The sequence below is a fragment of the Legionella dresdenensis genome, assembly GCF_042649825.1.
Lineage (GTDB): Bacteria > Pseudomonadota > Gammaproteobacteria > Legionellales > Legionellaceae > Legionella_C > Legionella_C dresdenensis.
The window spans coordinates 45,386-59,235 of the sequence record NZ_JBHSAB010000029.1 but is presented as its reverse complement, the minus strand read 5'-3'; the positions used below and the strand labels follow the sequence as shown (position 1 = coordinate 59,235).

Genomic DNA, 13,850 nt, shown 5'->3' with positions numbered 1-13,850 from the left:
ATTACACGCTGTCAGTTAACAGTTCTTTCGCATGCGAACGAGTTTGCTCGGTAATGGTCAAACCGCCTAACATACGGGCAATTTCATCTATCCTTTCAGTTTGGCCAAGTTTAATAATGCGCGAGAAAGTCTGGTTGTTGTCACTGTTTTTTTCTACCATAAAATGATGGTGGGCAGACGATGCAACCTGGGGCTGATGAGTGACGCAGAAGATCTGCAGCCGTTCGCCCAGCCGACGCAGTAATTGTCCTACTAACGCAGCTGTCGCGCCGCCTATGCCGACGTCCACTTCATCGAATAACAGGGTAGGCGTTGCGCCCCGCTGGGCGGTGATCATCTGAATGGCCAGGCTAATGCGTGACAGTTCGCCGCCGGAGGCAATTTTGGCCAGCGTATCGGGCGCCATGCCGGGATTGGTGCAGACTTTATATTCTACTTTATCAAGGCCATGCGGCTGCATTTTATCAAGCGGTGTAATTTCAATAGTAATGTAGCCCTTAGGCATTCCCAGCTGTTTGATAATGGCACTTATTTCTTCTGCCAGAGCCGAAGCGTGCTTAAGGCGTGACTCACGCAAGCGTTGTGCAGACTGCTCATAGGCCGCCAGTTGCTGCTTATAATCATGCTGTAATTTTATTATGCGATTCTCGGCGTTCTCGAAATCGGCGAGCTCCTGCTGCAACTGCAATAAATGTCCGGATAATTCGTTAGCGTCAACATGATATTTACGGGCGGCCTGATGGATTGCCCCAAGCCTTGTTTCAACAGCCTGCAAACGTTCCGGATCAAGCTGAACCTGTTCGGCAAAACCCTGGATTTCATCCAGCGCTTCTTCGCACTGGATTAGTGCGCTATTAATTAATTCGCCGGCATTTTTAACCGCGGCCAGCTCTTGCGGCAGGCTTTGCAACAATTGCATCACATGATTCAATCCCTGGCAGATATTCGGTTCATCATCGGCATTTAGCAGATTGACCAGTTGCTGAGTGGCCTGCAAATAATCCTGAGCGTGATGTAACAATTGGTGCTCTTCGCTCAATTGCTGCATTTCGCCTTCGACAGGCGCCAGCGCTTGCAATTCTTCAATCTGGAAACCAAGCAGATCTGCCCGATCTTTGCTGTTTTCGGCATTTAGCAGAGTATCCAGTTCGGTTTTAATTTTCTGGCATTGGCGGTATTGCTGCTGGACATCGGCCAGCAAATCATGATGTGCGGCAAAGTTATCCAGCTGCTGACGGTGAGTCTGGTGCAGCATGAGGGTCTGGTGCTGATGCTGACCATGGATATGGACCAGCATTTCGCTTAATTCCTTTACTTTCTGCTGTGGAAAGGGCTGTCCGTTAATATAGGATTTGGAACGGCCTTCGGCATAGAGAACCCGGCGTAATAAGATTTCGCCATTCTCTGAATCAATATCATGCTCGTTAAGCCATTGTATTGCTTCTGACTGCTGGTCAATATAAAAAACCGTGCTGATATCGCATTTTTCTTCACCGGTGCGAATGACCGATGCATCAGCGCGGCCGCCCATAGCCAGCATTAATGCATCAATCATAATGGATTTGCCCGCGCCGGTTTCACCGGTGAAAGCGGTCATTCCTTTTGAAAAATCGAGTTCAAGTTGTTTAACGATAGCAAAATTTTCAATGCGCAAGGTGGTGAGCATAATGTTATCCCTGGTGTTTGGATTCCCAGCCAAGTTTAATTCTTAGGGTATCATAATAATGGTAATCAAGGGGGTGCAGCAAGCGTAATCGCTGGGCATTTTTCTCAATAGTAACCTGTTGCCCTGGTTTTACCAGCCTAGACTCATGACCGTCACAGCTGATGCGCAAATCAGATTCGTTGCGTTTGCTGATCTGCAGGTCGATGGAAACCTGGCTGTCAACAACCAATGGTCTTGAGCTTAAGCTGTGAGAAAACATGGGTACCAACACGATCGCGCTAAGTTGCGGATGCATAATCGGCCCGCCAGCCGACAAAGCGTAGGCGGTGGAACCTGTCGGTGTCGCTAAAATCATTCCGTCAGAGCGGTAGTGGCTGACAAACTGCTGATCAATGTACACATCAAATTCAATTAAATGAGTTTCAGTACCCCGGCTTAGCACGACATCATTCAAGGCATTACCTTGAAAATAAACATTTTGATTGTCGTGAATGCTGGTTTTTAATAAGAAACGTTGTTCTTCCTGATATTGACCATCAAGAACAGCGCCAAGCTGCGTCTCGATATCCTGCGGTGAAATATCGGTCAAAAAGCCCAGCCGTCCACGATTAACGCCTATAACCGGCACATCAACGCTGATTGCCATACGGGCGGCTGATAACAGACTGCCGTCGCCGCCGATGACAATAATGATATCCTGCTGCTTGCCCATTTCGCTGCGGGCAAGTACAGGTATGTTGGTTGGAAAGAACGAGGCGGTATCAACATCAACAAAGGTTTCAACCTGCCGGCCTTTTAAAAAATCTATCAGGCGTTGCAGGCTTTCATTGACGCCCTGATTGGCACGATGCTGGCGTGCATACAGAATAGCGCGTTGAAATTTCTGTTTCATGGTTGACCCTGACCTCCGTTTATTTTAGTCCTCTGCATTGGCGCGCGATGTACGCTTACGCTCATTTTCTTTCAGTTCTTTCTTGCGGATGCGGATTGTTTGCGGTGTCACTTCAACCAATTCATCATCATCAATAAACTCAAGCGCCTGCTCAAGCGACAGCCTGATTGGCGGTGTCAGCAGAATATTTTCGTCACTGCCTGATGCACGAATGTTAGTCAGTTGCTTTTCTTTGGTGACGTTAACAACCAAATCATTATCGCGCGAATGGATACCAACCACCATGCCTTCATAACAAGCTACCTGGGGATCAATAAACAGCCGGCCGCGGTCTTGCAGGTTAAACAGGGCGAATGCGCGTGCAGTACCCTGGCAATTGGCGATAAGTACGCCGTTATTGCGTTTGCCCAAACGGCCTTTGACGGCGGGACCATAATGATCATAAACATGATACATCAATCCGGTGCCTGACGTGCTTGACAGGAATTCAGTGTGGAAACCAATCAGACCGCGAGTTGGAACGATATAATCGAGTCGAACCCGGCCTTTACCATCAGGAAGCATATTTTGCATCTCGGCTCGGCGTTCACCCAGTTTTTCCATGATAGAACCCTGGTGATTTTCTTCGACATCCACGGTTAACCGCTCATAAGGCTCCTGCAATTCACCGTTTTCTTCGCGCATAATGACTTCTGGTTTGCAAATCGCAAGCTCATAGCCTTCACGACGCATGTTTTCAATTAGAATGGAAAGATGCAGTTCGCCACGGCCGGAAACACGGAATTTATCCGGATCAGCAGTGTCTTCAACCCGTAACGCGACATTATGCAACAGTTCAGTCTCAAGACGTTCACGAATTTTACGACTGGTAACAAATTTACCTTCCTGACCAGCAAAAGGTGAGTCATTAACCTGGAAAGTCATGCTGATGGTAGGTTCATCGACAGACAATGCGGGCAGGGCTTCTACCTGATTGGGATCACATAAAGTATCTGAAATATTGAGCTGTTCAATACCCGTTACCGCTATGATATCGCCAGCGCCGGCTTCTTCCACTTCAACCCGCTCAAGCCCTTTAAAGCCGAGCAATTGCAGGATACGGCCACTGCGAATATTGCCGTCTTTATCAATAATTTTAATTGGCGACTTGGCTTTAATCCGTCCGCGGGTAATGCGGCCAATACCAATTGTTCCGACATAAGAAGAGTAATCCAGGGAACTAATCTGCATCTGGAAAGGACCATTTTCATCCACATCCGGCGGATTAACCTGATCAACAATTGTCTGCAGTAAAGGATTCATATCGCTTGATTCATCATCGAGATCAAGTTTGGCATAACCATTCAGCGCTGATGCGTATACAACCGGGAAATCAAGCTGTTTATCAGTTGCGCCAAGGTTATCAAACAGATCAAACACCTGATCCATAACCCAGTGCGGACGTGCGCCTGGACGATCAATTTTATTAATGACAACGATGGGGTTTAAGCCTTGAGCAAATGCTTTCTGGGTAACAAAGCGGGTTTGCGGCATAGGGCCGTCTACCGCGTCAACCAGCAGTAATACGCAATCAACCATAGACAGGATGCGTTCAACTTCCCCGCCAAAGTCGGCATGCCCCGGGGTGTCAACGATGTTGATCTGATAGCCGTTCCAGTTAACGCAGGTATTTTTAGCCAGAATGGTAATTCCGCGCTCTTTTTCCAGATCGTTGGAGTCCATGACGCGCTCTACGCGCGGGCCTCGTTCATTTAAAGTACCTGTTTGCTGCAGTAGTTTATCGACTAATGTTGTTTTACCATGATCAACGTGCGCGATGATGGCGATATTACGAATATTTGTAATCATAAGAAACCTTATTGGTGTACCGTGAGATAATGCAAATCAATTAGCTGAGCTCATTGTTTTGCTATTATACATTGAATAACGCTGAAATCATATGCTTCCAGGTTCTGTGAGCAAATTTTATCTATGACCATAAACCACGCCTTTGCGAGCGATAGCGAAACTATCCAGTTTCACTGCGTTCGCAAAGACCGGGTTCTAACCACCCATAGCCATGGAATTTGCATTTTCTGCTGTTTCTTCCAAGTCGTTCGATTTTTCTGGGGAAGATGATTCTGCGCCCGATGCTGGTGCATCCACGCCTTGCAAAAAATCGGGATTGTTAACACTTTCCGCTTTAATGGAGCTGGCAGGAGCTGACATTTCTACTGCCGGATCCTGGTTGTCTTGCTCAGGCCCTGCCATTTCCGGCGTCTGATCATTTTCGTTATCCAGATCCTGCATGAAGGAATCGCCGAGAATGTCTTCCGGTTCTTCTTGCTGTTGTTCCTGCTGCTCTTGCTGCGCTTCCTGTTGTTGCTCTTTGGCATCCTCCAGCCCTTTCATATTCTTCTGCGCCGCTTCCTGTGCTTCGTATAATTCGATAAGCATTCGCAGAAGTTCTTTGATCCATTTCATTAACAGATCATCGTCCTTTTCTTTTTTGGCCAGGCCAGAGGCGACACTTTCTTTTTTAGGCGCTTCTTTAGGCTCTTCTTTTTTTGAAGCTGCAGGCGCGGGCTTTGCCGGGCCAGGAGTCTGCGCTGCGGCAGGACCCGCCGCCTCAGGCGCCGCTGCCTCTGGAGCCGCTGCTTCTGGCGCTGGAGCTTCCTCAGGAGCTGATGCCTCTACTGCTGGGCTTGTGCTTTCTGCTTCATCTGCCATAACTTCCTAATCCTCTATTTATCTCTTGTTAAGTTTAGCATAATCAGAATCATTGACCTGAATTTTAGTTAAAATTTTTACAGAAGTTTTACAGTCTGTTTTGTGGCTTGCTTCATACAATAGGCTTTGATTTTACAGTGTTCACCGCTTGTGCTTTATGGTAAAACAATGTTATTCTTCGCCCGAGCCTGGCACGACTGCCATACGCTACCTGTCATTACTCGCTTCAACCTGCAAAAATAGGTTTATCATGTCAAAATATTTTTCTATTGCCAATATTACAGCCGGTTTTATCGCTGTTATGGTCGGTTTTACCAGTTCCGCTGTAATAATTTTTCAGGCAGCGGCCGCTGCGGGGGCAACTTCGGCACAGGTCAGTTCATGGTTGCTGGCGCTGGGGGTCGGCGTAGCTTTCGGCTGTTTCTTTGTTTCATTATATTACCGCATGCCGATCCTGGTCGCCTGGTCAACGCCAGGGGCAGCGCTCCTGGTAGCAAGTCTTTCTGGCGTAAGCCTGCCGCAGGCAATCGGGGCGTTTATTCTCTCTGCTCTGCTGGTAGTTATCGCTGGGGCGACTGGCTGCTTTGCCCGGCTGATGGCGCATATCCCGCGCTCGCTGGCCTCTGCAATGCTTGCCGGTATTTTATTGAATTTTGGGTTGAATGTTTTTGTTGCGATGCAAGATCAGATGTTGTTAATCTGTCTAATGCTAATTACCTATCTGATAGGCAAGCGCCTTTTTCCGCGTCTGGCAATACTGATGGTGCTAATAGTCGGAACCAGCATAGCCTGCAGCCAAAATCTGGTTCACATCCCGGATTTCCATTTGAGCTTTGCTTATCCAATCCTGGTAAAGCCTGAATTCTCCTGGCAAGTATTAATCAGTGTCGGCGTACCGCTGTTTATTGTGACTATGACCTCACAAATGGTTCCCGGTTTTGCCGTATTGCATAGCGCCGGTTATTATCCGCCTGTTTCGCCGCTGGTTACACTACTGGGGTTTATTAATCTGCTGATTGCCCCATTTGGCGGTTTTTCAGTAAATCTGGCGGCAATGACTGCCGCCATTTGCACCAGCGAACATGCGGAAGCTGATCCATCCAGGCGGTATCGGGCAACGATCTGGGCAGGCGTGTTTTATTTATTAATTGGCATATTCAGTGCATCATTAGTCAGTATTTTAACCGCCTTTCCTAAAGAGTTGATCGCAGGTATTGCCGGCATTGCCTTATTAGGTACGCTGGGAGCAAACCTGAAGGTTGCTGTTGATGACGAAAGCCAACGTGAACCGGCATTAATTACTTTTCTGGTATCCGCATCAGGTGTTAATCTGTTCGGTGTCAGCGCCGCTTTCTGGGGCTTGCTTGCTGGCATAATCGCCGCTTTCTTCCTGGGTTCTTTGTCACGGCAGTTGGCAGGCGCACCGACTAATTAACAGGGAGCAATATGGCGCTGCCTTCTCAAACAGGACGTTTTTATCTTCCCGAACACCAGTCGCCGGCTTATTATAATTTAAGCCGGTATCTGACGGAATCCGGCTGGAGAAGCACTCGCTTTCGGTGGCGGGCTGATTTCAGCGACAGTAATTTTTCTTTTAATCCACAGGCGGCACAGACCCTGGAGTATAAGCATTTGCTGGCTGATCTGATAAACCGCCGTTGCAACTGGATTATGCCGGCCACATACTGTATTAATGACAGCAATTGGCCGCAGATATTGACTGAAGTCAGCGCGGCCGATCAGATTTGGATATTAAAACCTGCTTTGCTGAATAATGGTCAGCACATTAAAATTTTTACCAGCCCGGAGCAAATCGAACAGCATTTTTTATCGCGGAACCGACTAGGCGGCGAGCATGTATTACAACAATATATTACAAACCCTTACCTGCTGCGTGATGATCGCAAATTCAGCATCCGATTATTTCTGGTGCTGACGGATTTTGCCGGCGCTTTTCTTTATCGTCATGGTTATTTTAATGTCGCATGTAATCGGTATAATCCCGAAAATTTTATTGAATTGCGGCCTCATTTAACTAACGAGCACTTATACGATTCCGAATCGAATGTTATTCAGATCCCTTCTGATCGTTTCGATTTCTTTCCTTCGCTGTATGACCAAATCCGGCAAATAACCGTAAACCTGATGCAGGCCTTGCAGGGAGATTTCCCTAATCTGTTCAGTCAAAAAGAGCAAAAAAATATTGCCCTGTTCGGGATGGATTTTATGCTTGATGCCAATAGCAAGGTCTGGCTGCTGGAAGCCAATCATGGACCTTGTTTCCCGGTTGAGCCTACCCATCCTCTGCAGCAATGGTTATATCAGGGATTCTGGCAGGCGCTGGTGCGCAATATTGTTCAACCGTTGGCTTTTGACCGGCCAATCGGATTGGAGACGGCGTTGTTCGAGCCGGTTGCGGTTATTTCAGATCATTAACTATCAGAATTTTCATCATTTTTGTTTTTATTATGTGAACAGAGGTAAGGTGATATTAATTTTAAACCGATAAAGAGAGTAGAGAATAAATTTTTTTCTTTTCTGATTGCTTGGCACAGTGTTTGCTAAAATTAAAGTGAGAAGTAAAAGAAAAGAGGGGATTGCTATGAAGAAGCTGATTTTACATCCCACCGATATTAGCCAGTGGTATGCATTGGTTAATGATGCACAGGTCGCAACGCGGCTTGTCCTTAATGAGAATACTGAGAGTTATCTGGTTTTTTTACTGATGCGTTTTGCTCAGGGAGCCCGATTAATTGAATCAGTAGTCGCACTTGATTTTCTCAATTCAATGCACTCTTCTTATGCCCGCCAGCTTGAGCTCTTAAAAGATGTCGGCGATAAAAGCCTGTTGTTTTGCGGCTTATTCCCTGGCATTGCCGAACGGCGCCATTTAAACTTGAGCTATTTCACCGGCATGGGAAAAGCGGCTTATTTAACAATCAGCGAACGCCATGATAACCAATCTGCCGCTTTGTATTATGAATTAAGCGAGCAATTTGGCAACCTGCAGCGGATATTACAGGCAATGCGGGGGGAATACCTGCAGGCAAGTAATATAGACCCCACGCTGCTTTCAGGGGAAACGCATTTACAGTAGAGCTGTCATTCCCGCGAAGGCGGGAATCCATTTCTCGAGTTGGTACCTCGTTGTCTGATGGATGGATCCCCGCCTTCGCGGGGATGACAATTTTTTAGCTTAATGCCGTGAGGAGATACAGTCTTGAATTCTGTCATTCCCGCGAAGGCGGGAATCCATTTCTCAAGTTGGTACCTTGCCTTGTCTGATGGACAGATCCCAGCCTTCGTGGGATGACAAATTACTCAGCGTTACATCAAAGCTATGTAGGACTACTTGTTATGATGAAACATCATCGTAATATCAATCGCGTCAAAAGCGTAATGGCTATTACAGAAATCACAGGTAATTTCCAGCTTCCCACGCTCTGTAATCAGGTTGTTAGCATCTTCCTCGCCTAAAATCTTAATCACCTGCTTCATTTTTTCAGCATTACAGCGGCATTTGAATCGTGCTGGCCTGGGATCAAAAACGAGGACGTCGGTTTCATTATAAAGCCGATATAATACCGTCTCATTATCAAGCGTAAACAATTCATTATCAGTAATGGTCTGCCCGATCTGAACTGCATATTCCCAAAAGTTCTCCCGCTGGGCGACATCCTGATCCGGCATAAGCTGCAACAACATGCCGGCAGCGCCATGCTCGTTTGCCGCTAATCGTATCCAGGTGGGAATCTGCTCTGATTGAGCAAAATAATTCATCAGGTTTTCGCTCATTGAAGTGGATTCCAGCGGTACCATGCTTTGATAGGATTGCGTCTGGTTGTAGTGGTTAATGGTTAAAACCATTTGGCCGCTCAGAAATGCTTCGGCATAATCACGGGTTTCAAGATCTTCCTTGTATTTGGCAAACGCTCTCATATTTAATTGGTAATCGCATTGAACCAATAATAACGGCAATCGGCTGTCCCCCTGAAATTGCAGACTTAATTCCCCTTCAAATTTAATGCTGCCGGTAATCAGCATACAGGCAACCAATGCTTCGCCGAGCAAATGCCGGACGATAGGGGGGTAATCTCTCTGCTCCATAATAGTGGTATAAACTGAGTCAAGATGAGCTATTTCGCCGCGAATAGCTGCATGCTGGAACATAAAGTGCTGCAGGGAGTTCTTTTCGTTCATAAGTTGGATTTCTGATATTGAAATAAAAACCGTTATTCTACCATATTTCTATTATATCACTCATTCTGCCCCAATAAATTTTTAAGCCCGGCCAGATGCGACTTGGCTAACGCTTTAGACTTAACCTCATCCCGCTCAACATTTTTACCATACCATTCCAGGCTGTCAGACGGTAATTCATCAAGAAAGCGGCTAGGCTGGCAATCTTGCAGTTCACCGAGCCGCCGGCGCTGTCTGGCCAGGGTCATACATAATTCCCGTTGGGCGCGGGTTATTCCTACATAAGCTAACCGTCGCTCTTCTTCAATCTGGTCTTCATCAATACTCACCCGATGCGGCAGTAAATCCTCTTCCATCCCAACCAGATAGACATAGGGGAATTCCAGTCCTTTGGAAGCATGTAATGTCATCAACTGTACCTGCTCGCCATCATTCTCATCAGCCTGATCGAGAATATCAATCAGAATCAGCTTATTAATTACATCGTGCAATGATTGCTCAGGTTTTTTAGCCAGCAGACGCCCAACCCAATCAATCAGATCCCAGACGTTGTCCATTCTTTTCTGGGCTTTGGCCGGAGTATCGCATTGTTCATAAACATGGGCTTCATAACCACTGTCCTCAACCATTTGCCGTAATGTTTCCACCACGGTAGCGCCGTCAGCCGCCAGAGCCTGACGAACGCCGAATAGCCATTGCTTAAACCCAAGTAATGCCGCCCGTGGTTTTTCCGCAATGCGATCAGCCAAGGCAAGGTGATCAGCGCATTGAAACAGGCTCTGGCCACGGCTTTGGGCATAATGGCCAAGCGCGTCCAGGCTGGAATCGCCAATCCCGCGCTTAGGCGTATTAACCGCCCTTAAAAAAGCGGCATCGTCCTGCTCATTACATAATAATTTAAGATAAGCGAACACATCTTTGACTTCGGCCTTGGCAAACCATGACTGACCACCGCTTAAGCGGTAGGCGATACTATGATGACGCAGGACTTTCTCAAAAATACGTGACTGGTGGTTGCCGCGATAAAGGATGGCGTAATCGCTATACCGTTTTCCGTGACGTAATTTATGACTGATCAAATCAGCCACAACCTGCTCGGCTTCGTCTTGCTCATCCTTGCAGCACACTACCCGCAATGGTTCGCCATAACCAAGCTCACTCCATAATTTTTTATCAAACAAATGCTGATTATTGGCAATCAAAGTATTGGCTACGTGCAGAATCCGGCCGGTGGAGCGATAATTCTGTTCAAGTTTTATGATTTTTAACTGCGGGTAATCGTGCTGCAACTGCGCCAGATTTTCCGGCCGCGCCCCGCGCCAGGCATAGATAGACTGATCATCGTCCCCAACCACGGTAAACTGCGCCCTTATACCTGTCAGCAATTTTACCAACAGATATTGGCTGGTGTTCGAGTCCTGATATTCGTCAATCAGTAAATGCCGGATTTTATTCTGCCAGCGTTCCCTGACTTCATCATGACGCTGGAGCAGATTAACCGGAATACGGATTAAATCATCAAAATCAACCGCATTATAAGCAGTTAACGCTTGCTGATAACGGCCATAAACGGTGAGCGCTTCTTCAAATATTGCATTATCAGGCGTTAAGCGGCAGGCATCTTCCGGCGAATGCAGATCATTTTTCCAGCGTGAAATCTGGTGCTGAATCTGCATCAGATAGTCGCGATCGCTGGCCTTGCCCGGCGATAGATAGGATCGCAGCAATTGCTGGCAATCCTCGCTGTCAAAGATAGTAAAGCCTGAACGCAGGCCGCAATGCTTCAGCTCCCGCTTTAAGATAGTAAGCCCCAGCGTATGGAAAGTGGCAACCTTTAAGCCGCGGCGCTTGTCGGCTGGGATAACCGATGCAACCCGGGCGCGCATTTCATTGGCGGCTTTATTGGTAAACGTCACCGCGCAGACAGCATTTGCGGCATAGCCGCATTGTTCAATAAGATAAGCAATTTTCTGGGTAATCACCCGCGTTTTTCCGCTGCCTGCACCGGCCAGTACCAACAATGGTCCATCAATATACTTAACAGCTGCCATTTGCTGGGGATTAAGCATTATTAGTTCTCGTGCAAAAAAGCGGCATTATCGCGCGTTCGTTATGGTGATACAATTAATTTTTGGCGCGTTGCCATTAAGTTAAGAAAAGTTGTCATCCCCGCGAAGGCGGGGAGCCATCCATCAAACAAAGTAAGGAACCAACTTGAGATATGGATTCCCGCCTTCGCGGGAATGACCAAATTTTTAACTTAATGGCAGTGAATCTATGCCGTGATCGCAACAGCAGAAGACTCGGCTTCCAGATCCTGCAACAGTTCGGCTGTCCTTGCTTGCGCATCTTCTGAGAAACTGAAAAAACGCTGCTTGTTATAAGTCGGATCAGCTTTCGCTGTCTGCAGTATTTGCTGCAGATTTTGTTGCTGATTTTCCCGTACCACCTGCTTTAATTGCGTCAGCGCTTCTTTTTTCTCTTTCGCAAGCTTAGGGCTTACCCAGGCATTATTGAGGTATTTTTCCTGATGCCTGTCAATGCGAAGTACAGTCGATTCACGCGACCATTGAGGAGATACTTTGTGCTGCTGCACCTTTTCTTCCGCGAATTCCTGTTCCTCCAGGATCCCATGCTGTTTATTCCAGGATTTAACAAATGATTTCCAGAGCGCATGCCGATTTTGCCAGAGGCTGCCGAATGCAAAGCGTTCAGTGCGGTTTTTATCAAAAGTCCAATCCCATAGCGCGGCAAGAAGATATATAGGGTAAGCGGGAAGTATCATTAATTGGGTTGGAATATCTTTATCATGGTTATGGCCGCCTGGCTCTTTGACATGCTCTTTTAAAAGATGTTCAAACTGTTCTTTTGCGCCCTGTTCAGCGGTGTGCTTATGCTCGTCATGCATATGGCCAAAGAAATAGTGTAAGTCTTCAAATCCTTCACTGATGATTCCTAACAGCGCTGAAGCAACCTGAGAAATACCCGGTACGCGATCAGCGGTCACGCCAATGCTTATCAGGTGACCTAAAAACAGCAGGATGCGCAACGGAGTAATGGTGAGCTTTAAAATAATACGGAAAGGGTTTAATAACTGAATGGCGCCTTCACTTGCCCATAATGCCTTCGTCACTTCTATGGCGTTGGCAAATTGTTTCTTGATAACTTCCCAGCTCAACTCCCAAAATATTTTCAGCGATTCGCCGATGTTTTCAACATTAAAAAACAATGAGGATAACCCAGTGACTACCCCGATGATTATGCTGGGCACTTTAGCCATCCAGGCAAACAGGGGCGTGCTGTTTTTAGCCACTGTCCACCACGTGCCCGCGGTGCAGATGGTTAATGCAATTGACAGCGCGGTGAGGGTAACAGCCAGTGCGGCAATTATGACATTGCGAAAACTAACGCCATCTTTAAAGCTGTCGCGGATTTTAGTGTACCATTTTCTGATGCTGTCATTGTTAATCATATCCGTAATGGCGTTATAGGTTAGAAAACCATAAGCCACACCGGCGATAATTGCCATCGGTACGATAATATAGGGTAGTGCCGCTGCTGAAATTCCAGCCAGTAACGGGATGGCAAGAAATGTGTCCATCGCAAGGTAAATAGTACCCAGCGAAGCGAAGGCCGCGACAATGACGCTAAATGCCGCAGCACCGTAGAATACCCGAGTGCGGGTTTTATACTGTTGTTTGAGTTTTTCGCGTTCGCCAGCATTAAACCAGGCGCGTAAATCCTGCTGATAAGCCGTCAGGTTTTCCTCATTATCATCAGCAAAAAATTCCTGTGCAAACCATTTATCCATCATCCGTAAGCGTTTTAACTCGCGCTTTTTAAGCTTTTCACCTTCTTTAGTATAGCGATCATCATGATTGAATTCGTTAACACGTTTGAGCTGGGCAAAGTAATCTCTGAAGAATAGAGGGCATTTTTCATTTTCCGGATCAGGCAGGTTACCGTCTTTAATCTGTTTTAATAAATATTCTCTGGCGAAGTGTTCTTTTAAGTAATTCGGTTTAAAAAACAGTTTGTTAAGCGCACCGCGCACATTTTGTAAATAGATCTCACCCTCATAAGCGACAGATAAACCAAAAGCCCCCAGTGCAACTGGCAAGAAGGCCCATAACGCAAACATTCCGCCAAAACTCAGGAATCCCAACATGATGCTGGCGCCGCCGGTTAACAGGGTTAGGACCAGGTAATAAGGGATTTTTCTTGTTTTTAAACTCATTATTCACCAAAGCATAAACTATTTTCAGGAATTGTAACTTTATAACAAATGAAAATGATTATCAATAATAATAAGGGCAAAAATAGATCATTTTTGTCTTGGATAAAATTCGTGAATATTTTTTAATCAATAAGATCAGTGACATA

General features: G+C 46.5%; 10 protein-coding genes. 3 read left to right on the top strand and 7 right to left on the bottom strand.

Going from position 1 to position 13,850, the window contains the following annotated elements; all coding sequences use genetic code 11:
• Position 1: 1 nt before the first annotated feature.
• The 4 genes from recN to ACFORL_RS11850 all read right to left on the bottom strand — a co-directional run bounded on the left by recN (position 2) and on the right by ACFORL_RS11850 (position 5,267).
• Positions 2-1,666 carry a DNA repair protein RecN gene (gene recN / locus ACFORL_RS11865; protein WP_382344301.1) on the bottom strand — a complete coding sequence of 555 codons (1,665 nt, stop codon included), beginning with the start codon at positions 1,664-1,666 and terminating at the stop codon, positions 2-4.
• Positions 1,667-1,670: 4 nt separating this feature from the next.
• Positions 1,671-2,558: an NAD(+) kinase gene (locus ACFORL_RS11860; RefSeq protein WP_382344299.1), complete on the bottom strand. Its 888-nt coding sequence runs from the start codon at positions 2,556-2,558 to the stop codon at positions 1,671-1,673.
• 24 nt (positions 2,559-2,582) lie between these two features.
• Positions 2,583-4,406 (bottom strand): translational GTPase TypA, encoded by a 1,824-nt coding sequence (gene typA / locus ACFORL_RS11855; protein ID WP_382344297.1) that lies wholly within the window; start codon positions 4,404-4,406, stop codon positions 2,583-2,585.
• Between the two features lie 195 nt (positions 4,407-4,601).
• Positions 4,602-5,267, bottom strand: a complete 666-nt coding sequence (locus ACFORL_RS11850; RefSeq protein WP_382344295.1) for a hypothetical protein — start codon at positions 5,265-5,267, stop codon at positions 4,602-4,604.
• Positions 5,268-5,424: 157 nt separating this feature from the next.
• Here ACFORL_RS11850 and ACFORL_RS11845 point away from each other — a divergent pair, with 157 nt between their 5' ends.
• The 3 genes from ACFORL_RS11845 (at position 5,425) to ACFORL_RS11835 (ending at position 8,364) form a co-directional block, all read left to right on the top strand.
• Positions 5,425-6,702: a benzoate/H(+) symporter BenE family transporter gene (locus tag ACFORL_RS11845; protein ID WP_382344293.1), complete on the top strand. Its 1,278-nt coding sequence runs from the start codon at positions 5,425-5,427 to the stop codon at positions 6,700-6,702.
• 11 nt (positions 6,703-6,713) lie between these two features.
• Positions 6,714-7,703 carry a tubulin-tyrosine ligase gene (locus ACFORL_RS11840; RefSeq protein WP_382344291.1) on the top strand — a complete coding sequence of 330 codons (990 nt, stop codon included), beginning with the start codon at positions 6,714-6,716 and terminating at the stop codon, positions 7,701-7,703.
• Positions 7,704-7,869: 166 nt separating this feature from the next.
• Positions 7,870-8,364: a hypothetical protein gene (locus ACFORL_RS11835; protein WP_382344289.1), complete on the top strand. Its 495-nt coding sequence runs from the start codon at positions 7,870-7,872 to the stop codon at positions 8,362-8,364.
• A 251-nt stretch (positions 8,365-8,615) separates the two neighbouring features.
• On the opposite strand, the gene hslO is transcribed toward ACFORL_RS11835, so the two are convergent.
• From hslO to ACFORL_RS11820, 3 genes are all read right to left on the bottom strand, one after another.
• Complete coding sequence (hslO, locus tag ACFORL_RS11830; RefSeq protein ID WP_382344286.1) at positions 8,616-9,467, bottom strand: Hsp33 family molecular chaperone HslO; 852 nt, start codon at positions 9,465-9,467, stop codon at positions 8,616-8,618.
• Between the two features lie 56 nt (positions 9,468-9,523).
• Positions 9,524-11,536: a UvrD-helicase domain-containing protein gene (locus ACFORL_RS11825; protein WP_382344284.1), complete on the bottom strand. Its 2,013-nt coding sequence runs from the start codon at positions 11,534-11,536 to the stop codon at positions 9,524-9,526.
• A 206-nt stretch (positions 11,537-11,742) separates the two neighbouring features.
• Entirely contained in the window at positions 11,743-13,704 is a 1,962-nt protein-coding gene (locus ACFORL_RS11820) for a hypothetical protein (protein WP_382344282.1), read from the bottom strand.
• Positions 13,705-13,850: the final 146 nt, after the last annotated feature.

Bases quoted from the DNA above. Each gene is read 5' to 3' on its own strand.
- ACFORL_RS11840 (WP_382344291.1), top strand. From the start codon at position 6,714: ATGGCGCTGCCTTCTCAAACAGGACGTTTTTATCTTCCCGAACACCAG.
- ACFORL_RS11850 (WP_382344295.1), bottom strand. From the start codon at position 5,267: ATGGCAGATGAAGCAGAAAGCACAAGCCCAGCAGTAGAGGCATCAGCT.
- recN (WP_382344301.1), bottom strand. From the start codon at position 1,666: ATGCTCACCACCTTGCGCATTGAAAATTTTGCTATCGTTAAACAACTT.
- ACFORL_RS11825 (WP_382344284.1), bottom strand. From the start codon at position 11,536: ATGCTTAATCCCCAGCAAATGGCAGCTGTTAAGTATATTGATGGACCA.
- ACFORL_RS11820 (WP_382344282.1), bottom strand. From the start codon at position 13,704: ATGAGTTTAAAAACAAGAAAAATCCCTTATTACCTGGTCCTAACCCTG.
- ACFORL_RS11835 (WP_382344289.1), top strand. From the start codon at position 7,870: ATGAAGAAGCTGATTTTACATCCCACCGATATTAGCCAGTGGTATGCA.
- typA (WP_382344297.1), bottom strand. From the start codon at position 4,406: ATGATTACAAATATTCGTAATATCGCCATCATCGCGCACGTTGATCAT.
- ACFORL_RS11845 (WP_382344293.1), top strand. From the start codon at position 5,425: ATGGTAAAACAATGTTATTCTTCGCCCGAGCCTGGCACGACTGCCATA.
- ACFORL_RS11860 (WP_382344299.1), bottom strand. From the start codon at position 2,558: ATGAAACAGAAATTTCAACGCGCTATTCTGTATGCACGCCAGCATCGT.
- hslO (WP_382344286.1), bottom strand. From the start codon at position 9,467: ATGAACGAAAAGAACTCCCTGCAGCACTTTATGTTCCAGCATGCAGCT.